A 26250-nucleotide genomic window follows, 5' to 3' on the forward strand; every position below is an offset into this window, starting at 1 on the left:
TTGCGTGTGAGAAGCTGGATGCGCGGCTGCAGGGCAGGGCAGGAGCAGGGGAGCATTGTTCTGGAGGCCTCGCTGGTGCTGCCTGTATTTATATTTTTTATCCTGTTTTTTATTTACATGGTACAGATGACGATCATATCAACGGCCCTGCAAAATGCAGCCTCCGAAATGGCCAAGCAGGTTGCATCCAGCATGTATCCGGTATCGCTTGCGCTTGAAGCGGCTGAAGGCACGGCAGGCTCGATCGGCCAGATCGAAATCGTTCCATCCTTGACGATTGAGGAGCTTGCCGCAAAGTTCGGCGAAACGCTGCCGGAGCCTGCAGGCACCTGGATGGAGGAAGCAGTTCTGGCTGGAAAAAAACCTCTGGAGAAGCTGCGGGGACAGGTGAGCGAGGCTGTAATGGATCCGGTTATGAAACCTCTGTTAAAGCCGTTTATAGAGAAGACCGTTTTGGATTATGAACGGATACATATCACAGGTGTCGTGGTTCCCGGATTTGATGCCGGCAGCAGTCCTTATTTCAAAATTGAACTGTCCTATGAGCTGCCGATCAAGGTTCCTTTCATCTACAGGGATACGGTGCTGCAGGCAGCCGCAGAAGAAAGATTATGGATCGGGGATACGGGGGAAGGGGCTGGAGACGGTAGCGGCACAGATCCCGGAACCGTGAATGGAGGCATACAGATTCTTTCCAAGCCTGAACCGGCGATCAAAGGGGTGTACAACAGCATTCAGGCCCGGGTTGCTCCGGGTGAATCCGCCAATCTGTCGATCTATTACAAATCAGGCTCCAGCGCAGCCAAGCATATCGGATGGACTCAGGCAGATGTCGAGGGTACCGTGGAATGGAACTGGTTTGTTGGGACGAATACAACACCTGGCATTTGGACGTTTGTCATTGAAACAGAAAGTGGTCAGCATATTGAGGTGCAGTTCGAGGTAATAGAAAAAAATACAGCCAGGGAGCGTGTATGATGGGGGTTATGTATATCGGCTGCGCCATTTTTCTTGCGGCAGCGCTAGTAACAGATTTACGGTCTATGAAAATCCCGAACAAGCTGACTCTGCCAGCTGCGCTGAGCGGTTTGGTGGTACATGCGGTCAGCGGCGGCTGGGAAGGGATACTGTTTGCTTGCGCAGGGCTTGGCACGGGATTTGTTTTACTGCTGGTCATGTACTGGCTGGGCGCCGTAGGTGCCGGGGATGTGAAGCTGTTTGCCGGCATCGGGGCATGGACAGGTGCAGCTTTTGTGTTTCAGTCTGCGATTTACTCTGTGATGTTCGCGGGGATGATCGGTCTTTTCATTGTATTGTGGAAGCGCGAGGCCGTTCTTCGTTTGCGAAGGGTATTGTTTAACCTTGGGGGATTTCTCATATTCCGTGGCGGGAATCCCTTTAAGACAGGGTGGGAATCACAGCTGCGCTTTCCTTTTATGGTTGCGGTCATTCCCGGGGTCATCAGCGCTTACGTTTACTTAAGCATTTAAGGGGAGGGGAGAGGATTGTTTGGTCTGCAGAGGGATTTTACGCTGAATGGCGGGTTATTCATGATTATCAAACAGGAGCCTGATTTGGGGTCCGCCGATCTTCATCCGGTTCAAAGCGGTATGGTTACTTCCAACCGGATTCCCGGCTTGTTGGGTGTTATGATCAAAGAAGTGGATTACCGGATTGAATTGCAGTATGACATCAGTGGCCGGCGGATGCTGTCCCATATATGGAAAAACGGCAATATTTCAATAGGCCAGTTCTACGATATGATCTATCAAATTGCAGATACGCTGCATAACTGCCGGCAATATATGCTCGATATGAACCGTTTTATTCTGCATGAAGACTATATATTTATCTCTGAAAGCGAGCGCTCCGGCAGCGTTAGCCTGTCATATATACCTGTGCGCAGAAGTCTGTATGAAGGTACACCAGGCGATCAGATGAAGCAGTTAATTATCCGCCTGATTTCCTGTGTCTCCGAATTGAAAGGTGATGGTGTGCAGCGGATACTTCAGGTTTGCGACGGGGGGCTGTTTGACCCTGGAAAGCTGAAGGAGGTGCTGCTGCAATATATTCATCCCGAAGCAGACTCGTGGGCGAAAGGGAACGCGCATGGCAATTCAGGTGCAGCAGGGCCTGATAGTTATGCGAAACCCGGCCTGAAGCAGCATACGCCGAGATTAAAGCAGGACAACGATTCCATTCCTGAACCGGATCTGAATAGGCCACTTGCTGTGGACAGTATACGATTGCCCCGGGATCAGAACCCTTTTACGGCTGCGACGATAGCAGCCGCCCGCAGGCAGGAGGATGCGGGCGACATTGAGGATAAAGCAGAGGAAGGGGATGAGCTGGAATCGGCATTATATAAATACCGGTTGTATGTCGCTTTGGGATGTTTGCTGGGGGCTGCGGTCATGTGGAGATATGTGTACCTTGAAGCTCCTGGTACAATTCGTTTGTTGATCTGCGCCATTATAACGGCAGGCTTGGCAACGGTGGCATTATTCGCATGGCAGGGATGGAGCTTGCGGGGAATGCTCGGAAGACGTGAAGAGCCCGATATCGGCTATATTCCTGGTGAAGATGATCCGGAGCCGGCAGCTCCTTTGCGACGGAAATTCCGTTTTGCAGCAGAGCAGGAGGATGAGGGACAGGAACCGTGGAGATGGAACGTACCGGAAAATACAATGAAATCTGAATATCGCCCGCTCAGCGTTCAGGAGGAGAGTGGGGACGGCAGGTTTGAAACCGATGATGATGTACCGGGGTCCCCAATAAGTCCGGCAACCACACTCCTTCAGGATAAACGTAATGATAATCCGGCAGACGTTCGCGCCGGTGCCTATTTGCGAAGGGTCGCGGGAAAGTCAGGTCAGCCGGAAGATATTTCCGTCAAGTCAAGCAGCTTTATTATCGGCCGCTCACAGGAAACAGCCCAGTACGTGGACCAGACGGAGGGAGTATCCAGGTCGCATGTTGAACTGAGCCTGAAGGGAAGCGGACAGACTTATGTCCTGAAGGATTTGGCTTCTACGAACGGTACGCGCTTAAACGGCAGCCCGATGGTTCCTTACAAGGAATACCCGCTGAATGACGGGGATACGTTCGAGCTTGCGGGGGTGGTTTACACCTATTATGCTGCCTAATTGGTATGAAGGTCCTCAAGTGCATGCTTCAGATCAGGAAACTGATACTGGAAGCCGTGGTCCAGCAGCCTTTTCGGGATGACCTTTTGTCCTTCCAGCACCATCACGCTCATTTCGCCAAGGACTGCTTTAATGAGGAAGACAGGCACGGGAAACCAGTGAGGCCGGTGATACACGGAGGCAATCGTTCTGCCGAAATCGTCATTGGTCACTGGATTGGGGGCAGATGAATTTACTGCACCGGATATAGAACGGTCATGAAGGCAAAAATCCACAATCCTGACCATGTCGGTGATATGAATCCAGGTGGTCCACTGCCGCCCGCTTCCTATCCGGCCCCCAAAGCCCATCAAATAAGGCAGCTTCAAAAGAGGAAATGCCCCTTTGTCACGGCCAAGCACCATGCTGATCCGCAGCTTTACAAGCCTGACGTCCTGAAAAGCCTCCGCTGCAGCTTCCCATTGTTCAGCAACCGTTGACGGAAAGTCGGTGGGACGGTGCGGACTGGATTCATCAAAAGTCTCTGTTTCCGATGTCCCATAGAACGACATGGCCGAGGCTTGAATCACGACCTCCGGTTTCTTATTCAACTGCTTGATTGCCTTGGCTAATGCCGCGATGCTGTCAACTCTCGACTGCATGATCCGCAGCCTAACGTTCTTCGTCCAGCGCTGGTTCAGGCTCTCGCCGGACAGATTCACGACCGCATCTGCTCCCGCGATCCGCTGCGGATCGCGTTCAAGCTCGCTCCAGCTTACGTACTGAGGCTGACGGCCTGATGTGGTGCGCTCCGGAGGCCTGCGCGTAATAATCACAATTTCGTACCCCGTCTCAAGCCAGTAATCGGTCAGTGCGTTTCCAATAAATCCGGTACCTCCGCAGACAGCTATTTTCATAATCGTCATCCCCTTTCAGACCTGCTTTCGATATTATTCGATATTAAGTGATCAGGCCAGGTTGCAAATTCCGCTTGCTTTCTCCTACTATGTAGAATATAACTTTGTTTTAACGACTAAAACAAATCATGCCGTGAGGTCCTGTTAGGGGCTGCCACCCATAGCGGATTTATCGGGCAGATTTACCGGTATGTTCATCATTGTTAGATTTTCGTAATCACGTTAAAATAAGTAGACATTCGAATGGTAAGGGGGGAAGAAAGATGCTGAAGATTGGTTCTCACGTATCTTTCTCGGATAAGGGATTGTTGAGCGCAACCAAGGAAGCATCGCACTACGGTTCCAGTTCGTTCATGATATATACGGGTGCTCCGCAAAATACGCGCCGCAAGCCGATGGAGTCCATGTATCTGGATGAAGGGAAGCAACTGATGAAGGAACTGGGCATGGAGGAGATCGTTGTTCATGCTCCGTATATCATCAACTTGGGCTCTTACAAGAGCAATACGTATGAGCTTGCCGTGAGCTTTCTGCAGGAGGAAATCCGCAGAACACATGCAATCGGGGTCCGGAATATTGTGCTCCACCCGGGGGCATTTACGGATAAGGATGCGGAATACGGCATCAGCCGGATTGCGGAAGGACTGAATGAGGTTCTGAACGGAGTCAAAGAGACGGACGTGAATATTGCGCTTGAAACGATGGCCGGCAAAGGTACGGAAATCGGCCGCAGTTTTGAGGAGCTTGCCGCCATTATGGACAAGGTGGAGCATAACGAGCGGCTGACCGTGTGCATGGACACCTGCCACATTCATGACGCAGGCTATGACATTGTGAACAATCTGGACGGCGTTCTTGAAGAGTTCGACAGAATCGTAGGTCTGGACCGTATCGCGGTAGTTCACCTGAACGACAGCAAGAATCCCGTAGCAGCCGGAAAAGACCGCCATACTCCGCTTGGATCGGGCTGGATCGGCTTTGATGCCATCCGCAACGTGGTTCATCACGATGCGCTTAAGGGCCGCCCGTTCATTCTCGAAACGCCATGGATCGGCAAGGACGCTAAAACACAACGTCCGATGTATGAAGCTGAAATAGCACTTCTGCGCGGGGATGTGGCAGAGCGCTTCGGTCAGGATTTTATGAATCAAATTGAAGATCTGCATACTTTTTTCAGCAAGCAAGATATCGATTCACGCCAGTTTGTGCTGGATACCTGGACGCTGCTCAAGAACGATGCGAAGGCCAAAAAAGCAGATCCTCGTGAACCGCTTGAGCGTCTGTATGACAATGTTGCCAATGCAGGCATCTTTAGCGAGCTTACAGAGGAACAGGTGAATCACCGACTGATTGCCTGGTTAGCCGGCAAACAGCTGCTGGTGAATGCATAAAAAGCCTAGGAGGGTCTACAGAAAGATGGAAATCCATGTAAATCAACATCGTGTCAACACACATACTGTGTATGCGAATCGTGCACGCATGCTGATCTCCTGTCCGGACGGCCCCGGGATTGTGGCGGCCGTTTCCCGTTTTCTTCATGAACATGGGGCGAACATCGTGCAATCGGACCAATACACGATGGATCCGGAAGGCGGCATGTTCTTTATGCGTGTTGAGTTCGACCTGCCAGAGCTGACCGAAGCTCTGCCTAAGCTGGAGCAGGATTTTGGGACGGTAGCTGAACAGTTCCGTATGCAATGGCATATCTCCTGTGTCAGCCGGAAAAAGAAGCTTGCCATCTTTGTATCCAAGGAGGATCACTGCCTGGTTGAGCTGTTGTGGCAATGGCAGGCCGGAGATCTGGATGCCGACATCGCCATGGTGGTGAGCAATCACCTCGATATGAAGGAGTATGTGGAGTCCTTCGGTATTCTTTACCATCACATTCCGGTAACGCCGGAGACGAAGCCTGAGGCTGAGCAACGCCAGCTGGAAGTGATCGACAGCGACATTGATGTCATCATTCTTGCACGGTATATGCAGATTATTTCACCGAAGTTTATCGAGCATTACAGAAACCGGATTATTAACATCCATCATTCATTCCTCCCTGCCTTTGTCGGCGGAAAGCCTTACGCCCAGGCCTATAATCGGGGGGTAAAAATTATCGGGGCTACCGCGCACTATGTTACCGAGGAGCTGGACGGAGGACCGATCATTGAGCAGGACGTTCAACGTGTCAGCCATCGTGACGATGTGACCGAACTGAAGCGCATCGGCCGCACGATTGAGCGTGTTGTTCTGGCCAGAGCGGTGAAATGGCATGTCGAAGACCGGATATTAGTACATGAAAATAAAACGGTAGTCTTTTAAATTAAACAGGGGAGCAGTTCTTTGGCAGCAAATAACCAGAGAACTGCTCCCCTTTTATGTCGGGAAAGGTCAATTAACTTTCCAATGCAGATTCCGGCATAATCATACACGAAATTTACGGTTTGGGTTAATGACGATGATCTATAACGGGTATATTTACTATGAATACCTTTGTGTATGGCAAAGCTCGGCGGCAAGTGATACAATACAGAAGTAACGAATAAGTCGAATTGAAAGATTCAAGCAGATTGAATCGCATTGACGGACTTGTGTAAGAAGCCGGCATAGTTCAACAATTACGAGGAGGATAACCATGACAGACCAGAATCAAGAAATGATTCATAAGGACGAGAACTCAACCATCGACAACCTGTCGATTACTACCATCCGTACGCTGGCTATTGACGCCATTGAGAAAGCGAAATCCGGTCACCCGGGCATGCCGATGGGCTCTGCTCCAATGGGCTACCAACTGTTTGCAAAGACGATGAAGCATAACCCGGACCAGCCGACATGGATTAACCGCGACCGTTTTGTATTGTCTGCGGGACATGGTTCCATGCTGCTGTACAGCCTGCTGCACCTGAGCGGTTATGATCTCCCGCTGGAGGAAATCAAGCAGTTCCGCCAATGGGGAAGCAAAACACCAGGTCATCCGGAATACGGTCATACTGCAGGTGTTGATGCTACTACCGGTCCGCTTGGACAGGGGATTGCAATGGCTGTCGGTATGGCGATGGCTGAAGCGCAATTGGCTGCAACCTATAATAAAGATCAATTTAAAGTTGTGGATCACTTTACATATGCGATCTGCGGCGATGGCGACCTGATGGAAGGTGTATCCCATGAAGCGGCATCCCTGGCTGGACGTCTGCACCTGGGCAAGCTGATCGTATTGTTTGATTCCAACGATATTACGCTGGACGGCGAACTGAACCTCTCCTCTTCCGAATCTGTGGCGAAGCGTTTTGAAGCTTACGGCTGGCAGGTGCTGCGTGTAGAAGACGGTAACGATCTGCCTGCGGTTGAAAAAGCAATTGCCGAAGCCCAGGCGGAAACTGTGCGTCCTACGCTGATCGAAGTGAAGACAGTTATCGGTTACGGAAGCCCGAACAAACAAGGCAAGGGTGGACACGGCGGTACACACGGTTCTCCGTTGGGTGCCGAAGAAGCGAAGCTGACCAAGGATTTCTACAAATGGGTTTACGAAGAAGATTTCTACGTGCCTGACGAAGTGCGTGCGCATTTTGGAAAGGTGAAAGAGCGCGGCATCGCCGCCAACAAAGAGTGGGATGAGCAATTTGCGAATTACAAAGAAGCATTCCCTGAGCTTGCCGCTCAATTCGAAACGGCAACCAGCGGCAAGCTTCCAGAGGGCTGGGATCGTGACTTGCCTAAGTATGCTCTGGATGACAAAGCAGTATCAACACGCGTCGCTTCCGGTAATGCGCTGAATGGACTGGCTCCGAACGTTCCTTTCCTGACAGGCGGTTCCGCTGACCTGGAGAGCTCGACGATGACTCATCTGAACAATATTTCCAACTTTACTCCAGAAGATTATGCGGGCCGCAACATTTATTTTGGTATCCGCGAGTTCGGCATGGCAGCGGCCATGAACGGCATGGCACTGCATAAAGGCGTAAAAGTGTTCGGCGGCACGTTCTTTGTATTTACGGATTATCTGCGTCCGGCAGTTCGCCTGGCTGCACTGATGGGACTTCCTGTTACTTATGTGCTGACTCACGACAGTATTGCTGTCGGTGAAGACGGCCCTACACATGAGCCTATCGAACAGCTGGCTTCCCTGCGGATCATTCCTAACCTGACTGTGATCCGTCCTGCAGACGGCAACGAGACATCGGCTGCATGGGCATATACTCTGGAAAATCAGTCGAATCCGGTTGCACTCGTGCTGACCCGTCAAAATCTGCCGATTCTGGCTGGTACGGTTGATGGCGCTCGTGAAGGCATTAAACGCGGTGCTTATGTGGTGTCTGATGCCAAGGACGGCAAGCCTGCTGCGCAAATCATTGCTACCGGCTCCGAAGTTCAACTGGCTGTCAAAGCACAGGAAGCACTCGCCCAAGAAGGTATCCAGGTGCGCGTTATCAGCATGCCAAGCTGGGATCTGTTTGAGAAGCAGGACAAGGCCTATAAGAATTCCGTCATCCTGCCAGACGTTAAAGCCCGTCTTGCTGTAGAAATGGCTTATCCGATGGGCTGGGAGAAATATGTCGGCGATCAAGGAGATATTCTCGGCATCTCGACATTTGGCGCATCCGCTCCTGGCGATCGCGTCATCAAAGAATATGGCTTTACGGTTGAGAACGTTGTGAGCAAAGTTAAAAATTTACTCAAGTAAGTTAATCAAAGCAGCACAGGAATCGGAACCGTCTCCCGGGCGGTTCCGGTTTCGAATCATTCATCAGCCAGTCCTGATGGATGATTCGAAACCAGACGAGGAGAAGTGGGGCATGGAACAATTCAGCGGTGTCAGCGTAGTCAAAAAAGCGAATGTATATTTTGAAGGAAAGGTAACGAGCCGGACCGTTTTTCTGGCAGATGGTTCTAAAGTAACTCTTGGCATCATGCTGCCCGGAACGTACGAATTCGGTACGGACTCCCGCGAAATCATGGAAATTCTGTCCGGCGATTTAAGCGTGCTGCTGCCGGGAGAAGAGACATGGCTGGAGATCAAGGGAGAGGGTACCTTCCATGTGCCGGCCCAGTCCAGGTTCAAACTGGAAGTACGGAGTGTAACGGATTACTGCTGTTCATATCCGGCATAACCACCAGTATCAACCTTTTACCGGGACTTCTCGGTAGTGCTCTGTCGATAGGCATAGGGCCTGTCAAGGAACCGGACATAAACTGATATGTCATGCTTGTCAGGCCCTAAAATATAAAGTATCCTATTGCTAAGCCGCTTTATGGGCAATATATTGAAGTGTCTTGGTTAATAGCAAAACAGGAGGTTCAATTATGTCCAAGAAGGTTTCTTTCGATTACAGCAAAGCGCTCACTTTCGTGGGGCAGCACGAAATCGATTATTTTGCAGAACCGATCAAGTTGGCACATGAGCAGTTGCACAACAAAACAGGTGTCGGATCTGATTACCTCGGCTGGATCGATCTGCCTACAAATTATGATAAAGAAGAATTTTCACGCATCCAAAAGGCTGCGGCCAAAATTCAAAGCGATTCCGACGTGCTGATCGTGATCGGTATCGGCGGTTCCTACCTTGGCGCGCGTGCGGCAATTGAAATGCTGTCGCATTCCTTCTACAATATTTTGCCGAAGGACAAACGCCAAACGCCTGAAATCTATTTTGCAGGCAACAATATCAGCTCTACATATGTGAACCACCTGCTGGAGTTGATTGAGGGCAAAGATTTCTCCATCAATGTCATCTCCAAATCCGGTACGACTACAGAGCCGGCGATTGCATTCCGTATTTTCCGGGCGGAGCTGGAGAAAAAATACGGCAAGGAAGAAGCGCGCAAACGCATCTATGCCACAACGGATAAAGCGCGCGGTGCGCTGAAAAGCCTGGCGAATGAAGAAGGTTATGAGTCCTTCGTCATTCCGGACGATGTGGGCGGACGTTATTCCGTGCTGACTGCGGTAGGTCTGCTGCCAATTGCAACAGCGGGCATTAACATTGAAGAAATGATGCAGGGTGCTGCTGATGCGGCACAAGCTTACAGCAACCCTAATGTAGCCGAGAATGAAGCTTACCAGTATGCCGCTGTTCGCAACGCGTTGTACCGGAAAGGCAAGGCTACGGAAATTCTCGTAAACTACGAGCCTTCTCTGCACTATGTGTCCGAGTGGTGGAAACAGCTCTTCGGTGAAAGTGAAGGCAAGGACTTCAAGGGCATTTACCCGGCATCGGTCGATTTCTCGACAGATCTTCACTCTATGGGTCAGTTTATCCAGGAAGGAAGCCGCAACATTTTCGAGACGGTCATTCAAGTCGAGAATGTGACCAACCACATTACAATCGAAGAGGATGCGGACGATCTGGACGGCCTTAATTTCCTGACAGGCAAAACGATGGACTTTGTGAACAAGAAAGCGTTCCAGGGCACCATGCTGGCCCATACGGACGGTCAGGTGCCTAACCTTATCGTGAATATTCCGGATTTCACACCATATACATTTGGATATCTGGTATATTTCTTCGAAAAGGCCTGCGGTGTCAGCGGTTATCTGCTGGGAGTCAATCCGTTCGACCAGCCGGGGGTTGAAGCTTACAAGAAAAATATGTTTGCACTGCTGGGCAAGCCTGGCTTTGAAGAAGAAAAAGCGAAGCTGGAAGCCAGATTGTCCGAGTAATCTGCATCAAATCAAGCTATTGCAGGGTTCACAAGAAAGCAGTTCACCAGCCTGCTGGCTGATGGGCTGCTTTCTTTCAAAATGAATTGGGGAATGATCGGCCATGCTGGAACGTTACCGAACTGTACGTAATGCCGGCCAGAAAGAAATCGTGATTAAAAAGTCACGCTTCATCGGTCATGTACGGCCAGTTGAACATGAAGAGGAAGCGGTTGCTTTTATAGAAGAAATCAAGAAGCTGCACTGGAACGCCACTCATAATTGCTCTGCTTACATGATCGGCGAGCGTGATGAAATCCAGAAGCAGTCGGACGACGGGGAGCCGAGCGGCACTGCCGGCAAACCGATTCTTGAAGTAATCCGCAATCAAGGCTTGAAAAATGTGGCGATCGTCGTTACCCGTTACTTTGGCGGCATTATGCTGGGAGCGGGCGGCCTGATCAGGGCGTATACGGACGGCGCCGTAGCTGCCATTGAAGCCGGAGAAGCCGTTACACGAGTACTGCACAGGGAGGTATTTGTAGAACTCGATTATACATGGCTGGGCAAGGTGGAAAATGAACTGCGGAATCGCGGCATACGCATGGGGGATACGGATTTTACGGATAAAGTGAAGTTGACCTGTCTGCCCCTGAATGGGGAGGCGGAAGCCTTCAAGCTTTGGATGACGGATATCACACAGGGACAATCGCTCATAACGGAGGGAAATCAGCTTTACTTTATTGAAGGGGAATAAAATTTATGGCTAGAAGAGCAGTAGAACGGGAGTTGTCACGGGAACGGATACTGGAGGCGGCGAGGCATCTTTTCATTATAAAGGGTTATCGCGCCATCTCAATGCGCAGCATTGGCCAGCATCTGGGATATAGTCACGGATCCTTATACTATCATTTCAAAGAAAAAGCAGAGCTTTTCTATGCCATTGTCATGGAGGATTTCAGGGCGCTCGGTGAAATTTTGATGCAGGCCGTTCATAAAACACCTCCTGAAGGCCTCAGCAAACCGGAACATCTAATGCTTGAGTTCATCCGGTTCGGATTGGAAAATCCGTACCAGTACGAAATTATGTTCATGATCCGGGATGAGGAGCTTCTGGCCTACTGCCGTGTCGAGCAAAGCCGATGTCTTGAACTGTTTGCTACCATGATCCGCCAGCACCTGGGGCAGGGGGAGCATTCGGAGACAGACCGGCAGCGCATCCCACACAGCCTCTTTTTATCCCTGCACGGTTTTGTTTCCTATTACATCCAGGACCGACTTACTTTTGAGGAGATCCGGCCGGCTGCGCTAGCTCATGTTAAACTGATGTGTAAAAGTATATAAAAAGCAGGTGCCGCCTGAGACGGCATTTTTATTGGCTTTGATGCTTCACGACGTTGCAATGGCATAACGTTACACAAGAAAAGGGAATGAGGAGAGACGATGGGGCAACTTGCGCGCACATCGTCTTTTTAGATTTCATTTATTCCCTTTTTCTATTTTACCCGAATGATCAAGGCACCTGCCTATAACCGTTTCGAATATGTTGTATGAGGAATTTGAATAAAAAGGCATTGACGGTCTGCAAATGAATTTGATAAAGTATCACTTAAGCAAAACCAAGTATACTAATTGGATTAATATATTAATCAATTGTTCCTCATATGTAAAAATATAGAATATTCCTTATGGACCGGACTTTTTATGGGAGAAGGAAGGCAGGAAACAGAGCATGAATACCGTTTTTCGTTACAAGGGATGGACGTGGGGGTTCCGTTCAACAGTTTTATTGTATTTTATCGTGTTGGTTATCTTGCCTATTACGGGGGTCTATTATAACTCTGTTACGCTCGGGTGGACTGTATTTTTGGAAAGCATCAGAGACCCTATCGCCTGGAAAGCGGTGCTGCTGACCTTGAAAATGGCGGCGATTGCGGCTGTTTTCAATGTCATCATCGGCACGATGATCGCCTGGGTGCTGGGCAGGTACAGATTTAAGGGACGTTCTCTCCTGAACAGCCTGGTGGATCTGCCGTTTGCGCTGCCAACCGCCGTTGGAGGACTGATGATTCTGCTGCTGCTCGGACCGGTTAGCCTCGTCGGGCGCTTGGCTGAAGGCCTTGGCCTCGAAATTGTGTTTCACCAACCGGCGATTGTGATTGCCATGGTGTTCGTGACGTTCCCGTTTGTGATCCGGGCCGTCCAGCCTTTGCTGGAGGAGATCGATTCGTCCGAGGAGGAGGCCTCCTATACACTTGGCGCATCCAGAAGCCGGACGTTCTGGAAGGTGATCCTGCCTTCTATGCTGCCGGGTATGATCAGTGGTGGTATGCTGGCCTTTTCGCGGGCTCTCGCGGAATTCGGAGCGGTCGTGCTCGTCGCAGGCAACATTCCGGGCAGAACACTGGTCGCATCGGTGTTCATTTATGGTGAGGTCGAAAGTGACAATCCGGTGGGTGCGGCCTCGGTGTCTGTCATTTTGCTGACATTATCCTTCCTTATTCTATGGGGCATCAACATCGTTCAGACAAGAGGGAGAAGACGATGAAAAAATTGTGGATCAGTCTCACTTATCTTGTATTCATCCTTCTGATTATCATTCCGTTAGTCCGGATCATCACCGGGGCATTTGCACAGGGCTTCTCAGGTTTTACTGCTGCTCTGCTGCGGCCGGAAGCGCTGCACGCCCTCCTGATGACCGGAGCGGTCGTTGTCGTTGTCACCCTGCTCAATACGCTGTTTGGTGTTATGATGGCCATTTATCTGGTCAGGGCGGGCTGGCTGAGCGACCGGGTGAAAAACATACTGAACAGCATTGTCGATCTTCCTTATGCGGTCTCGCCGGTAATAGGAGGTCTTATGATCGTACTGCTGCTTGGTCCTGACAGCATTATGGGGGCATTTTTTGAACAAAGCGGATTTCAGGTGGTATACGCCTTCCCCGGCATGGTAATCGCCACCCTGTTTGTCACCTTCCCGCTGATGGTGCGGGAGATTATGCCTGTGCTACAGGAGATTGGAGCCCAGCAGGAGGAGGCGGCTTCCACACTGGGGGCTTATGGCTGGAAAACGTTCTGGTACGTCACCTGGCCTTCCATTCAATGGGCTGTTATTTACGGTGTCGTACTGACGGTGGCCCGCTCGCTGGGGGAATTCGGAGCGGTGCTGGTCGTTTCGGGTAATATCATGAACAAGACGCAAACGGCCACGACGCTTGTGTATCAGGATGTGGAGAACTTTAATGTTACTGCGGCGAACGGACTGGCGCTCGTATTGGCCGCCTTTTCCATAGCGCTGCTGCTCATTATGGAATGGTCCAGAAAAAGAAAGGAAGTGCACTGATATGCAGCATGTGGAGGTTCGGAATCTGAACAAGCATTTTGGCAGCTTTCACGCCGTCAAAGATGTGTCATTCGAAATTGCCAAAGGTCATTTGATCGGCCTGCTTGGCCCCAGCGGCGGGGGCAAAACATCGATTCTGAGAATGCTGGCCGGCCTGGAAAGCCCGGACGGCGGGGATATTCTTTTCCATGGACAGCGTGTTAATGAGCTTCCTCCGCAGGAGCGCGGCATCGGTTTTGTTTTCCAAAACTATGCCCTGTTCAAGCATATGACGGTGTTTGAAAACATCGCCTTCGGCCTGAAAATCAAAAAAATGCCCAAGGCGCAAATTCGGGAACGGGTGATGGAGCTCGTGGAGCTGACCGGACTTAAAGGCTTTGAAAAACGCTACCCCCACCAGCTCTCAGGCGGGCAGCGCCAGCGTGTGGCCTTTGCGCGCGCGCTTGCGCCCGAGCCGCAGTTGCTGCTGCTTGATGAGCCCTTCGCCGCCATTGACGCCAAAATCCGCCAGGAGCTGCGCAGCTGGCTGCGCGATTTGATTGAGCGGGTGGGCATTACGTCCATCTTTGTGACCCATGACCAGGACGAAGCCATTGAGGTGGCTGATGAAATTATGGTCATTAACCAGGGCCGTCTGGAACAGAAGGGCACGCCTTGGGATATTTACAAAAGCCCGGGCACACCGTTCGTCGCTTCGTTTATCGGCGAATCTACGATTGTGGAGGATGCTTCAACCTTGAAGGGATTCGATACCACTGCAGGCCCTGGGACCCGCGCATTGATCCGTCCCGAATATATTGAGATGGGCCATGATCATGAGTTTGCCTTGCATTCCGCAACCGAGGCCGGCACAGTGCGGCATTTGCATTTCCGTGGCAGCGAGTGGATGGTGGAGGTCGAGGTGGGCCAAAACCGCCTGATTACCTACAGATCCCTGGAGAAGCAGACGCTGCATCCGGGAGAGGAAGTGCGGGTACTCATTCACCGGGCCTACCTGTTCAACGACGAAGCAAGCTGGATGGTGGAGAACAGATTGAAGGAAGACCCGATGCCGGTCATGATCTGACGAATATGAAGGACAGCGAGGAGCATGTGTTATGCGCAGCAGGTTAAGCGGAACAAAACAGCGGTCCTTGACGGTGCTGCTTCTGCTGCTCGCCGTCGCGGTGATGACGGCGGGCTGCGGTGGAGCGGATCAGGCGCAGGAGGCGGCAGTCAACGGGCGGGCGGAGGATGCCACCCTGGTTATCGGCGCTTACAGTGTCGTCAAGGATGCGATGGCTGAGATCATCCCCCGTTTTCAGACCAAATGGGAGGCCGAAACGGGGCAGAAGGTTGATTTCCAGGAATCATATGAAGCCTCCGGAACCCAGGCACGGGCAATTGCGGGCGGCTTTGAGGCGGATGTTACCATGCTGGCCATGGAGGGCGATGTCAAGAAGCTGGTGAGTGCCGGGCTGATCAGTCCACAGTGGAAGGAACGGAAGCATGAAGGCATGATTACACGCTCCATCGTTGTGCTCGGCACAAGAGAGGGTAACCCGCTAGGAATTACCGATTTTGCGGATTTAACCAAGCCAGGGGTCAAAGTGCTGTATCCCAACCCGAAGACGTCCGGGGGCGCCCAATGGGACATTAATGCGATCTACGGTGCGGGTCTGAAGATGTCGGAGGAGCAAGGGGAAAAGGACCCGGCAGCGGCAAAGGGGTTTCTGGAAGCCGTTCACCGGAATGTGGAATCGCTGGACAAAAGCGGGCGCGCGTCGATGGCTGCCTTTGAATATGGAGTAGGGGACGTCATCGTCACCTATGAAAATGAACTGCTGGCCCGGATTGCCAAGGGGGTCAAATACGATATTGTTGTCCCCGAGCATACGATCCTGATCGAGAATCCGGCTGCAGTGGTCGATAAAAATGTGGATAAGCACGGCAACCGTAAGCTGGCCGAAGCGTTTGTGGATTATTTGCAGTCAGAGGAAGCACAGCGGATTTTTGCCGAAAACGGTTTTCGTGCCGTGGATGATACAGTATTCAAAGAAACGGAAAGCCGTTTTCCGCAGCCGTCCGGTTTATTTGATATCAATTATCTGGGCGGATGGGACAAGGTGAGGGACGAACTTTATTCCAAGCGGGGAGTCTGGTATCAGGTATTAGCCGGATTGTGAGAAAAACTTGGAGAATCTAATATTGGTTTTGGAGAACACTGCTGATTTGTCCTTATACGGGCCGGCAGTGTTTCTTTCTGCAATAGGGTACAGGTATAATGAAAAAGTATGGGATTGGGCCCCTGGGTCTGGCAGGCCTGACCGAAATTGAATTTCAGGAAGGAACTCTACGCATGAATCAACTTACTTTTCTGGGAACAGGGGATGCGATGGGTGTACCCCGCGTCTATTGCAGCTGCGCTGTATGTGAGGAAGCGCGTGAGACAGGAGCCAACCGGAGGCTGAGGTCATCGGTGCTGGTGGAGGGGGATCACGAATCCTTTCTCATCGATTGCGGCCCGGATTGGCGCCAACAGATGGAGAACATGGGTATGCGCCATATAGATACGATCCTCGTGACTCATGCCCATTTTGATCATATTGCCGGTCTGCCGGAATGGACGGATGCCTGCCGCTGGCTGGGCCGGCGGGGCCGGATGTATGCTCCGCAGGAGGTCATTGACGTGATCCTGCGCCAGTTTCCGTGGCTGCCGGGTCATCTGGACCTGCTGCCTGCAGACGGCGGCGTCCGCCTGGCTGGCTGGGACATTCAGGGCTGGCGTGTCAATCACGGCAAGAACGGTTATTCTTACGCCTACCGGATGACCAAGGATGGTTTCACGTGGGCCTACTGCTCGGACTCCATTGGCCTCAATGAAGCCGAGAAGCAGCCTCTGCACGGATTAGATATGCTGGTGCTTGGAACAAGCTTTTACCATGAAGAGGCGGAATATGCTACCCGCTCGGTCTACGACATGCTGGAAGCCCAGGAGCTGCTGGCCGAAATCAAGCCGAAGCGGACGCTGTTCACCCATATGTCCCATGATGTGGATGTGAGCCGGGCTTATCCCCTGCCGGACGCCATTACTCTCGCCCGGACAGGAACAAGGGTATCTCTGGCTCATCAAGACAGTTAGCCTTTTATCTTCCGAAAGATGTTAAATTCTTAATAAATAGAGTCATAGACCGTGAGCAGTCTCTGCATGCCTTCACGGATCTGCCCTTCGTTGGCAAAAGGATAGGACAGCCTGATATGCGGATTTTCCGCAGAAGCCAGCGGATCAAACACATGGCCTGGTATAAAAGAGACGGATTGCGCCAGCGCTGCCTGCAGGAAACGGCGCATGTCGACCTGACGGGGCAGCTGCACCCACAGATTGAGCCCGCCTGCGGGGCTGTGCCATGTCCACCCGGAGTCCGCCAGGCAGCGCTCCATCGTCTCCTTGCGCAGCTGCAGCGCCGTGCACAGCTTCTCCAGATGCTGCTGCATGCGCGGCGAACGGAAATACTGCAGGAACAGCTTCTGGTTCAGCAGGGGAGATCCGTTATCGGCCAAGGATTTGGCTGCCAGCAGCCCCGGCATGTGGTCTCCCCGGCAGGCTACAGCAGCGATCCGCAGGCCTGGCGCTACGTATTTGCTGTAGCTGCGGATGTAAATGACATGTCCGGTTGTGGCATAGGTGAATACGGGCGGCGGAGTCTTATAGCCGAAATGGATGTCATAAGTGCTGTCATCCTCCAGGATGACACAGCCATATCGTTCGGCCAGCTCTGGCAGCAGCTTGCGCTGTGCGGCCGGCACGGTGAAGCCCGTCGGATTGTGAAAGGTCGGATTGATATAGAACAGCCGCGGCTTCTCGGTGCGCATGCATTGTTCGATCCGCTCCATATCATATCCGTCCGGGCGGATATCGGCCGTCAGCAGACGCGCTCCCTGTCTGCGGAAGATTTCCATGGCTGGCCCATAAGCAGGCCGCTCCACCAGCACACGGTCCCCGGGGCGAATCAGGGTCCTTGCCGTTACATCGATGGCCTGCTGACCGCCGGATGTAATGAGCAGCTCATCGGCGGTCAGGTGAAAAAGCCCGGTATTCGAAAAGTGAGCCGCCAGCTCTTCGCGCAGCTCCGCATCTCCCTGGACGGTGGAGTAAGTGCCTGGAAGCCGGGGATACTCGCGGAACATGTTCGCCATCAGCTCCGCCCAGAACCGGTTCGGCAGCAGGGCAGGGTCAATGAGCGATTTGGAAAACTGATAGTCTACCTGAATGGCATGAATGCGTGCAAGGTTATCCGCCTGCAGCCAGCTGCCGTATACGGGATCGTCGGCCGGTTCCCGGTCCTTCTGCCCGTTCGCGGGCTGTACATAATAGCCTGATTTATCTTTTACATAGATTTTGTCTTTATTTTTGAGCTCCTGATAAGCCCGGAATACCGTCAGCCTGTGCACCCCCAGCTCCTCCGAAAGCCTGCGGACGGAAGGAAGCTTTTCGTGCTCCTTCCACTCTCCGCGTTCGATCCGCACCTGGATATAGTCCATGACCTGTTCATACAGTCTGGCGGCGGCGTCAGACTGAAAAAACGTTTTGAACGTCATTTTTCTCACGCTCCTTTGCTTCATTGTACCTTATATAGCACCAGCCTGTTCTGTATTATTTTATCTGTTCTGTCCCTGCTGCATTATCATGAAGCACAACAAGGAGGGAACAAAATGGTAGCTGCTGCTTTTGCAATCATGTGTCTGATTTTCGGAACGACTTTTTTGGCCATTAAAGTGGGGATTGATGCAGGTCTTCCCCCGTTTCTGTCGGGGGGCATCCGTTTTGCTGCCGCAGGTATAATTGTGCTGATTGTGCTGCGCATGACCGGCAGGGCGAAGCTGTCGCTGCTGCTGCGCAAGGAAACGATGCTTAGCGGTGCCGGATTAACATTCGGCACGTTCGCTGCCTTGTACTGGGCGGAGCAGTATGTCAGCTCAGGGATCGGGGCCGTGCTGTCTGCAACCGGACCACTGCTGATCGTGCTGATTCAGTCTCTGCTGCTGCGGAATAAGGTATCGCGCCGCTCCGTTATCGGCTGTCTGGCAGGGTTTGCAGGTGTAATTCTTGTCATGATTCCAGGCATGGTTGTGGATGTGAGCGGATTGTGGGTGTTGGGATGTGTAGTGGTTTTGCTGGGAGAGATATGTTATTCGGGCGGAGCGGTGTATTCCAAGCATGTAACTGAAAAGCTGGCCGGCACGAACCCGATTGCCCTGAATGCCGCTCAGATGGTTCATGGAGGTCTGGGGCTGCTTGTGTTATCGCTTCTGACTGAAACCTGGCAGTTCAGCGATTGGGCTCCTGTTCCGGCTGCCGCTTCACTGCTGTATCTGACTGTTATCGGCTCTATGGGGGGCCACAGCCTGTTTTACTGGATTATGGCGCGGACAAACCCGCTTTTTCCTTCGACATGGCTCTATATATCCCCGCCCATTGCTGTTGGTCTTGGTGTGCTGCTGTATGGGGAGGAGATCAGTCTGATTAGTCTTGTAGGTGTTGTCCTGATCCTGGGGGGATTGATTTTCATGAACCAGGCGGCATGGGATTGGCTACGGCGTAAGGGAAAACTATTTTCAGGAAATAAAATATTGGGTCATAAAAATAAGGTTATAGACTGACAGCGCTATAAGAGCTTCATCAGTAGTACTGGGGAGCAATCATTCAAAGGGAGGAAATATCATGCTTGAAACCGTGCTCGCGATCACTTCGATGCAGACGCCTGAAGAAGCCAGAGCCTTTAGAACCCTTAACGAGGAATGGATTGCCCGCATCTTCACCATCGAAGAGGCGGACCGGATCATCCTCAATGACCCTGTAAGAAACATCGTGGATAGAGGAGGGGACGTACTGATCGCCCGCGCAGGAGGTTCCATCGTGGGATGCGTTGCACTCGTGCCGACCGGAGCCGGCGTGTTCGAACTCTCGAAGATGAGCGTTGCACCCGAGTGCAGAGGGCGTGGATACGGACGGAGAATCATCCTTGCCGCTATGAGCCGCGCACGCGAGCTTGGGGCAGGTTCTCTTTTTTTAGGGAGCAGCACCAAGCTGCCGAATGCCGTTTATCTTTACGAATCCGTTGGCTTCAAGCATGTCTCTGTTGAGCAAATTGGGCCCATGCCTTATGCAAGAGCGGATGTGTTTATGGAGCTGGAATTGAAATGAATATGAAAAAGAAGCCTCTTCCATTGAAAGGGAGAAGAGGCTTCTTTGCAGTGAATACTTTATAAACCTGTGCCTGCGGTTTAGACCGCGTTCAGCACAAATTTATCGATCACATGCTTGACTCCGTCTTCGTTGTTGGTGAGCGTAACGTAGTCGGCAAGCTCTTTAAGCGCATCGATGGCATTGCCCATGGCCACGCCAAGTCCCGCGCATTCCAGCATTTCATGGTCATTCCAGGAATCGCCGATGGCGATCGTTTCGGACATGTCGCAGCCGAAATGCTGTGCCAGGAACGTAAGGGCATGGCCCTTGGTGCCTTCCTTATGCATAATTTCGAGGAAGTAAGGCTTGGACTTCGTAATATGCACTTCATCACCCAGCAGCTCACGCAATTGCGGCGCAATTTCATCCAGGTAGTCCGGCTCGTCGATGATGAGCATTTTATGAGTAGGCTGTTCGATCATTTTGCTGAAAACCGGCTCAATATAATAAGACGTCTTGTTCAATGCGGAGTAGTCCAGCAGCTTCTGGTTCTCCTCACGCGCATATAGCTTGTCATCGACGTAGGTCTGCAGATGCAGGTTGCGTTCCAGGCAGAACTCAAACAGGCGACGGGCAGCGACGACCGGAACGTAGCGCTCATACAGTACATTTTCATCCAGCAGGTTTTTAACAAGAGCTCCCTGATAGGTGATAATTGGCACATTCAGCCCGGTCTGGCGGGCGATCGCCTGTGCTGAAGCATACGCGCGTCCGGTTGCCAGCGTTACAACAACCCCTTTCGCCACAGCGTCCTCGAGCGCTTTCTGTGTTGCTGGAGTAACTTCCTTCTCATCATTGATCAGCGTATCGTCAATATCGATGGCTATCAGCTTATACATACGTTTTCTCTCCTTTTTCTCTATACTCTATTTGATTCACATTGTAGATATTCAGTCTTCAAGGAAAACAAGTCCGATGAAATCATCCAGCTCCAGATTGCCGAAATAATGCTTGATGTCCAGAGAAGCCAGAGCTTCGCGAACTTCCGCTTCTTCATAACGCTTGCCGCGCAGCGCATTTTCGATATCCGCCACGTCGCCGACGCCGAAGAAATCGCCGTAGATTTTGATGTCCCGGATTCGGCCGTCCTTCAGGTCCATCCGGATGTCGATCAGGCCGATCGGGAACTTCTTGACATGCTTGATATTGGATTCAGGCGACTGGCCATAGTTCCAGTCCCAGGACTGATAGCGCTCGGCGGAAATTTCGTGAATCTTGGTCCAGTCGGCTTCAGTCAGTTCATATTGCGGCACTTGATCCGGCTCCATGCCGAAAATATGGCGCAGCAGCTGGCCACGGAACTCCTCAATCGTCATCGGGCGATCCATCAGGTCGGCAATATTGGCTACCCGGCTGCGCACGGATTTTGTGCTCTTGGATTTGAATTTCTCCGGATTGACGTTCAGGGACGCCTGCACATCATCCAGATTAAGATTAAACATGAGCGTGCCGTGGCTGAACATACGACCACGGGTGGCAAACTGGGCGTTGCCTGATATTTTTTTCTCCCCGACCTGAAGGTCATTGCGTCCCGTCATTTCCGCATTTACCCCCATGTCGCGCAGGGCGTCGATTACCGGTTGCGTGAATTTGAGGAAGTTGTGAAAGGATTGTCCGTCATCCTTGGTGATGAAGCTGAAATTCAGGTTCCCGAGGTCGTGGTATACAGCCCCTCCGCCCGACAGACGGCGCACGACCTGGATATTGTTGTCCTTTACGTACTCGTTGTTGATTTCCTCCACTGTATTCTGATGCTTACCTATAATAATGGACGGTCTGTTGATGTAAAAGAGCAGGTAGCTGTCGTCCAGCGGAAGATGCTTCAGGGCATATTCCTCGATCGCCAGATTGATGGCTGGATCGGTGATTCCTTTATTGTCGATGAACAGCATGTTCGTTCCTCCGTTTATGACAAGATTCGTCTTTCATTGTAACCGAAATAACAACAGGACACAAAAGATTGCACCGATTGACGGAACGTGAAATACAGCGTCATAATGGGAACCAGAACGGAATTCGTCCGGAAAGGTTGATGGATATGATAGAAGTTTTCGGCCATGGCGGCGATATGGAGACGGCGGCTGCCGTGTTTGGCAGACGTGCGACTGATTTCGTTGATTTCAGCGCGAACATCAATCCGCTCGGACCACCTCCCGAAGTCAGGGAGGCGCTGCGCAGCGGGCTGCGGGCGGTTATCCGTTATCCGGACCCGGGTCACCGGACGCTGAAGAGCCTGCTGTCCCGCAGCTTGCAGCTCGCGCCGGAATGGATCGGCATCGGCAATGGGGCGGCGGAATGCATGGCGCTTGTGCTGCTGGCTCTCGCTCCGGCGAGAGTGGGCATCGTGGAGCCGTGCTTCTCGGAATATGCGGAGCTTGCGGCCAAATTCGGGGCTGAGGTCAGCAGGGTGTATGGCAGGGCCTCGCAGCAGTGGAGAGCGGACAAGGCGGAGATGGTCGGTCTGATGGAAGAAGTGGACGTACTCTTCCTTGGCCAGCCGAATAACCCCAACGGGGTGCAGTACGGTCAGGAAGAACTGGATGCCCTCGCTGCCGCATCGGCAAGGACGGGCACGGTGCTTGTAGTGGACGAAGCATTTACGGATTTTATTCCCGCGGAACGCAGGGTGTCCTTGCTGCAAAGTCTGGAAAGGTATCCGAACGTGATTTTGATCCGTTCCATGACGAAGTTCTACGCAATTCCGGGGCTGAGGCTCGGTTATACTATGGCTCATCCGGGCATGATCCGCCGTTTGACCGCCAAGCAGGTGACCTGGAGTGTCAACGGACTGGCGCTGCTGGCTGGGGAAGCTTGTCTGCAAGCTGGCGCCGATTATGAGGAACGGACGCTGGAGCTCGTTCAAACCGAACGAGAGAGACTGCTGGCGGGCCTTGCTGAGCTGGGCTGTGCGGCAACTTCGGGCGAGGCCAACTATTTGCTGGTACGTGCGCCGGGGATGTGGAGGGCGGCCGAGCTCCAGGAGGCACTGGGACGGCGCGGCCTTCTCATCCGCAGCTGTGCCATGTACCCGGGGCTGTCAGAGAATCATTTCCGGATCGCGGTCAAAGACCGGAAGGATAATCTGCTGCTGCTGGACACCCTGGGACGCGTGCTGGAGGAGGAGCGGCGTGACAGGTAGCCTGATCATTGTGGCGGCTTACATTCTGGACCGGATCATCGGCGATCCGCGTTGGATTCCCCATCCCGTGATTGGCATAGGCAAGCTGATCACCTTCGTGGAGAGCATCATACGCCGCTACGCTCGCAGCGCGAGGGCCTTGCGCTGGGCGGGTATGCTGCTTCCCCTGACCGTCGTGGGGGCAGCATACCTGCTGACCTGGCTTGCCGTATTTTTGCTCGGAAGAATCCAACCCTGGCTGGCTATCGGCGCGGAGGTGCTGCTCATTGCAACGACCATCGCCTCCAAAGGGCTGAAGGATGCCGGCATGGCGGTTTACAGTGCGTTGCGCTCCGGTGATCTGCCTGCAGCCCGTGCGGCGCTTGGTATGATCGTAGGACGGGATACGCAGGAGCTGGACGAGCCGGAAATTGTGCGTGGTACGGTGGAAACGATTGCCGAAAACATCGTCGACGCGATTATTTCACCGTTGTTTTATGCGCTGATCGGCGGTGCGCCCCTGGCTATGGCCTACCGTGCGGTCAATACGCTTGATTCTATGGTCGGGTATAAAAATGAGAAATACCTCCATTTGGGCTGGGCGTCGGCAAGGCTTGACGATGCTGCCAATTACATTCCCGCCCGTCTTACGGCAGTGCTGCTTGTCGTCGCGGCGTGGCTGAAGAGGCTGGAGCCGCAGCGTAGCTGGCGGACGATACGGCGTGATGCAGGGCTGCACCCAAGCCCCAACAGCGGATTTCCGGAAGCGGCGGTCGCGGGCGCGCTGGGCGTCAGACTGGGCGGGTACAATGTATACCATGGGGTACGCTCCTTCAGAGCCTATATGGGGGACCCGCTCCGACCGCTGGAAGCGGAGGATATCAGACGGACAACTGCGCTGATGTTCCTTTCTTCCTCGTTGTTCGTGCTGCTGTGTGTGGCAGCCGGTGGGATAGGGTGGATGGTTATGCCACCGCAATGATGAGTCCGATTCCGGGGGGAGGTATGTAAAATGAGCAGCAGTACATTCTGTGAGCTGGATTTAATCCTTGTCCGGCACGGGACAACGCAGTGGAACCGCGAAAAGCGTTATGTAGGACATGCCGATCCGGGATTGCTGCCTGATGCGGAGGGTGAATTGGGGGCGCTAGGGCAGCGGCTGCGCGGGATGTGTTTTGCCAAAGTGTACAGCAGCGACCTCCGCCGCTGTACAGAAACGCTGAGGTTGGCTGCTCCCCAGCTTGCGGCTGAAGCTGTTCTGGACGAGAGGCTGCGTGAGCTGGACTTCGGGGCATGGGACGGCGAAACCTACGAATCGCTTAAAGATATGCAGCTGTACAGGTCCTGGCTGGACGATCCGCGTTGTGTCACTCCGCCCGGCGGCGAGAGTCTGGAGCATTTTGAAGGCAGGCTTACCGGCTTTTTGAAATCTCTGCTGGAGGAGATTCTGGTGGAGAACAGAAGCGGTGCGGAAGGAATTCCTGCCGTACTGGCCGTCACCCATGGCGGCGTGATCCGCCAGCTGGCCGCGCTGACTGTTCCCGGACTTGACTTCTGGTCCGTTCAGCTGTCGCCCACCGGTATGGCCGGACTGCGCCTAAGATATGAGGATGGGTGGATTATGGGAAGCTGGCTGAGAAACATCTGACCTAATTAACCCCGACTTGATGCCTGCCTAACCCCGGTCTGGCCTGCACTCGTTCACAAATTTGTAAAGTATCGCCCAGGCGGGTTTTCCTTGATATACTAGAATTTATAAGTTTTCAGCGGAGCTGAACAATTCTATCATTGCAAGAAAGCTACCTCCCAGGTTTTTGTACGAAAAAACGCACATATGAGAGCCCGAGCGAGCCCCCTCCCAGGTTTTTGTACGAAAAAACGCACATATGAGAGCCCGAGCGAGCCCCCTCCCAGGTTTTTGTGCGAAAAAACGTACAAACGAGAACCCGAGCGAGCCCCCTCCCAGGTTTTTGTACGAAAAAACGTACAAACGAGAACCCGAGCGAGCCCCCTCCCAGGTTTTTGTACGGAAAAACGTACATATGAGAGCCTGAGCGAGCCCCCTCCCAGGTTTTTGTACGAAAAAACGTACAAACGAGAGCCTGAGCGAGCCCCCTCCCAGGCTTTTGTACGAAAAAACGTTACTACTTAGGTCCCCCCCACCTCCTGCAAAAAAATTTCGTACATGTAAGGAATTCCAGCCCTTCGTGTAGAATTAGTAAAGCAGCAATGAAGAAACGGGAGGTGATGGGAAATGAAGCTGACACCGGAGCAAGTGCTGACCATCTGTAAAGGCGATAAAGAAGTGGCTTCAACGGTTCAATTTCTTCTCGATCAACAGGCCGCACGTATCGAGCAACTTGAGCATCGTGTACACGAGCTGGAACGCCAACTCGGAAGCAATAGCCGGAACAGCAGCAAGCCGCCATCAAGCGATGGCCTACGCAAACCAACCAATTTGCGCACGCCAGGCGGCAAAAAAGGAGCGCCTAAGGGCCATCGCGGTACGACGCGGTGCCAAATCGAACATCCCGATGAGGTTGTCGTTCTTCCTCTCCATACCTGTCCCGACTGTCACAACTCGCTCGCGAATGCGAAGCGCAAAACAGTGGAGAAACGACAAGTCATCGAATTGCCGCCCCCAAGCGTATTCGTCACCGAGTTTCAAGCCGAAAAAGCATACTGTACCCAATGTCGCTGCATGCAGCGCGCCTCGTTTCCAGAGTCGGTGAAAGCACCGGTGCAATACGGCGATGGCTGGGCGGCATGGACGGTTTATTTGCACGCGTATCAGCTGCTGCCGCTGGAGCGCATCGCCCGCTTGTTTCACGACCTGACCGGCTGTGGGCCAAGCGAAGCTTCCTTGCTCGCCATGCTGAATAAGGCATCGAA

General features: G+C 52.6%; 25 protein-coding genes. 21 read left to right on the forward strand and 4 right to left on the reverse strand.

The window, feature by feature from the left end; genetic code table 11:
* Positions 1-18: 18 nt before the first annotated feature.
* Genes ACE5LO_RS20975 through ACE5LO_RS20985 form a run of 3 tightly spaced genes read left to right on the forward strand, consistent with a single transcriptional unit; the run spans position 19 to position 3146 of the window.
* Positions 19-978: a pilus assembly protein gene (locus ACE5LO_RS20975; protein WP_375521955.1), complete on the forward strand. Its 960-nt coding sequence runs from the start codon at positions 19-21 to the stop codon at positions 976-978.
* Positions 978-1490, forward strand: coding sequence for an A24 family peptidase (locus tag ACE5LO_RS20980; protein WP_375521956.1), 513 nt, complete (start codon positions 978-980; stop codon positions 1488-1490). Before ACE5LO_RS20975 ends, ACE5LO_RS20980 begins: the two co-directional genes overlap by 1 nt.
* A 15-nt stretch (positions 1491-1505) precedes the next feature.
* A complete protein-coding gene (locus tag ACE5LO_RS20985) occupies positions 1506-3146 on the forward strand; it encodes a DUF6382 and FHA domain-containing protein (protein WP_375521929.1) in 1641 nt (546 codons plus the stop codon).
* On the opposite strand, the gene ACE5LO_RS20990 is transcribed toward ACE5LO_RS20985, so the two are convergent.
* Positions 3143-4042, reverse strand: coding sequence for a TIGR01777 family oxidoreductase (locus ACE5LO_RS20990; protein WP_375521930.1), 900 nt, complete (start codon positions 4040-4042; stop codon positions 3143-3145). The genes ACE5LO_RS20985 and ACE5LO_RS20990 overlap by 4 nt on opposite strands.
* Positions 4043-4305: 263 nt before the next feature.
* On the opposite strand from ACE5LO_RS20990, the gene ACE5LO_RS20995 reads away from it, so the two are divergent.
* The 12 genes from ACE5LO_RS20995 to ACE5LO_RS21050 all read left to right on the forward strand — a co-directional run bounded on the left by ACE5LO_RS20995 (position 4306) and on the right by ACE5LO_RS21050 (position 17135).
* Positions 4306-5433: a deoxyribonuclease IV gene (locus tag ACE5LO_RS20995; protein WP_375521931.1), complete on the forward strand. Its 1128-nt coding sequence runs from the start codon at positions 4306-4308 to the stop codon at positions 5431-5433.
* Positions 5434-5458: 25 nt separating this feature from the next.
* Complete coding sequence (gene purU / locus ACE5LO_RS21000) at positions 5459-6355, forward strand: formyltetrahydrofolate deformylase (protein ID WP_375521932.1); 897 nt, start codon at positions 5459-5461, stop codon at positions 6353-6355.
* A gap of 313 nt (positions 6356-6668) precedes the next feature.
* Positions 6669-8717 (forward strand): transketolase, encoded by a 2049-nt coding sequence (gene tkt / locus ACE5LO_RS21005; protein ID WP_375521933.1) that lies wholly within the window; start codon positions 6669-6671, stop codon positions 8715-8717.
* Between the two features lie 112 nt (positions 8718-8829).
* Positions 8830-9144 carry a pyrimidine/purine nucleoside phosphorylase gene (gene ppnP, locus ACE5LO_RS21010; protein ID WP_375521934.1) on the forward strand — a complete coding sequence of 105 codons (315 nt, stop codon included), beginning with the start codon at positions 8830-8832 and terminating at the stop codon, positions 9142-9144.
* A gap of 193 nt (positions 9145-9337) precedes the next feature.
* On the forward strand, positions 9338-10693 hold the full coding sequence (locus ACE5LO_RS21015; RefSeq protein ID WP_375521935.1) for a glucose-6-phosphate isomerase: 1356 nt from the start codon (positions 9338-9340) through the stop codon (positions 10691-10693).
* Between the two features lie 103 nt (positions 10694-10796).
* A complete protein-coding gene (locus ACE5LO_RS21020; protein WP_375521936.1) occupies positions 10797-11429 on the forward strand; it encodes a YigZ family protein in 633 nt (210 codons plus the stop codon).
* Positions 11430-11434: 5 nt separating this feature from the next.
* The gene (locus ACE5LO_RS21025) at positions 11435-12016 is read left to right on the forward strand and encodes a TetR/AcrR family transcriptional regulator (RefSeq protein ID WP_375521937.1); all 582 of its coding nucleotides are present in this window, start codon (positions 11435-11437) and stop codon (positions 12014-12016) included.
* Between the two features lie 388 nt (positions 12017-12404).
* Positions 12405-13220 (forward strand): sulfate ABC transporter permease subunit CysT, encoded by an 816-nt coding sequence (gene cysT, locus ACE5LO_RS21030; protein ID WP_375521938.1) that lies wholly within the window; start codon positions 12405-12407, stop codon positions 13218-13220.
* Positions 13217-14014, forward strand: coding sequence for a sulfate ABC transporter permease subunit (locus tag ACE5LO_RS21035; protein ID WP_375521939.1), 798 nt, complete (start codon positions 13217-13219; stop codon positions 14012-14014). Before cysT ends, ACE5LO_RS21035 begins: the two co-directional genes overlap by 4 nt.
* 1 nt (position 14015) lies before the next feature.
* Positions 14016-15080, forward strand: coding sequence for a sulfate/molybdate ABC transporter ATP-binding protein (locus ACE5LO_RS21040; RefSeq protein ID WP_375521940.1), 1065 nt, complete (start codon positions 14016-14018; stop codon positions 15078-15080).
* A gap of 31 nt (positions 15081-15111) precedes the next feature.
* Positions 15112-16179: a sulfate ABC transporter substrate-binding protein gene (locus tag ACE5LO_RS21045; RefSeq protein ID WP_375521941.1), complete on the forward strand. Its 1068-nt coding sequence runs from the start codon at positions 15112-15114 to the stop codon at positions 16177-16179.
* 173 nt (positions 16180-16352) lie between these two features.
* A complete protein-coding gene (locus ACE5LO_RS21050) occupies positions 16353-17135 on the forward strand; it encodes an MBL fold metallo-hydrolase (RefSeq protein WP_375521957.1) in 783 nt (260 codons plus the stop codon).
* 29 nt (positions 17136-17164) lie between these two features.
* Here ACE5LO_RS21050 and ACE5LO_RS21055 read toward each other — a convergent pair whose 3' ends face one another.
* Entirely contained in the window at positions 17165-18592 is a 1428-nt protein-coding gene (locus ACE5LO_RS21055) for an aminotransferase-like domain-containing protein (protein ID WP_375521942.1), read from the reverse strand.
* A 114-nt stretch (positions 18593-18706) separates the two neighbouring features.
* On the opposite strand from ACE5LO_RS21055, the gene ACE5LO_RS21060 reads away from it, so the two are divergent.
* Both ACE5LO_RS21060 and ACE5LO_RS21065 read left to right on the forward strand, forming a co-directional pair.
* Entirely contained in the window at positions 18707-19654 is a 948-nt protein-coding gene (locus tag ACE5LO_RS21060) for a DMT family transporter (RefSeq protein WP_375521943.1), read from the forward strand.
* Between the two features lie 61 nt (positions 19655-19715).
* Positions 19716-20198, forward strand: a complete 483-nt coding sequence (locus ACE5LO_RS21065; protein ID WP_375521944.1) for a GNAT family N-acetyltransferase — start codon at positions 19716-19718, stop codon at positions 20196-20198.
* A gap of 80 nt (positions 20199-20278) precedes the next feature.
* Here the strand turns inward: ACE5LO_RS21065 and ACE5LO_RS21070 are convergent, their stop codons facing one another.
* Complete coding sequence (locus tag ACE5LO_RS21070) at positions 20279-21079, reverse strand: Cof-type HAD-IIB family hydrolase (RefSeq protein WP_375521945.1); 801 nt, start codon at positions 21077-21079, stop codon at positions 20279-20281.
* A gap of 51 nt (positions 21080-21130) precedes the next feature.
* Positions 21131-22132, reverse strand: coding sequence for a lipoate--protein ligase (gene lplA, locus ACE5LO_RS21075; RefSeq protein ID WP_375521946.1), 1002 nt, complete (start codon positions 22130-22132; stop codon positions 21131-21133).
* Between the two features lie 146 nt (positions 22133-22278).
* On the opposite strand from lplA, the gene cobD reads away from it, so the two are divergent.
* The 4 genes from cobD to ACE5LO_RS21095 all read left to right on the forward strand — a co-directional run.
* Positions 22279-23379: a threonine-phosphate decarboxylase CobD gene (gene cobD, locus ACE5LO_RS21080; protein WP_375521958.1), complete on the forward strand. Its 1101-nt coding sequence runs from the start codon at positions 22279-22281 to the stop codon at positions 23377-23379.
* Complete coding sequence (gene cbiB / locus ACE5LO_RS21085) at positions 23369-24340, forward strand: adenosylcobinamide-phosphate synthase CbiB (protein ID WP_375521947.1); 972 nt, start codon at positions 23369-23371, stop codon at positions 24338-24340. The genes cobD and cbiB overlap by 11 nt, the downstream gene beginning before the upstream one ends.
* 30 nt (positions 24341-24370) lie before the next feature.
* Positions 24371-25006 (forward strand): histidine phosphatase family protein, encoded by a 636-nt coding sequence (locus ACE5LO_RS21090; protein WP_375521948.1) that lies wholly within the window; start codon positions 24371-24373, stop codon positions 25004-25006.
* Positions 25007-25612: 606 nt separating this feature from the next.
* Positions 25613-26250, forward strand: a 638-nt coding sequence (locus tag ACE5LO_RS21095) for a DUF6444 domain-containing protein (protein WP_375521949.1), incomplete at its 3' end; no start/stop codon positions are given.

Source organism: Paenibacillus medicaginis (genome assembly GCF_042138635.1).
Classification (GTDB): Bacteria; Bacillota; Bacilli; order Paenibacillales; family Paenibacillaceae; genus Paenibacillus; species Paenibacillus medicaginis.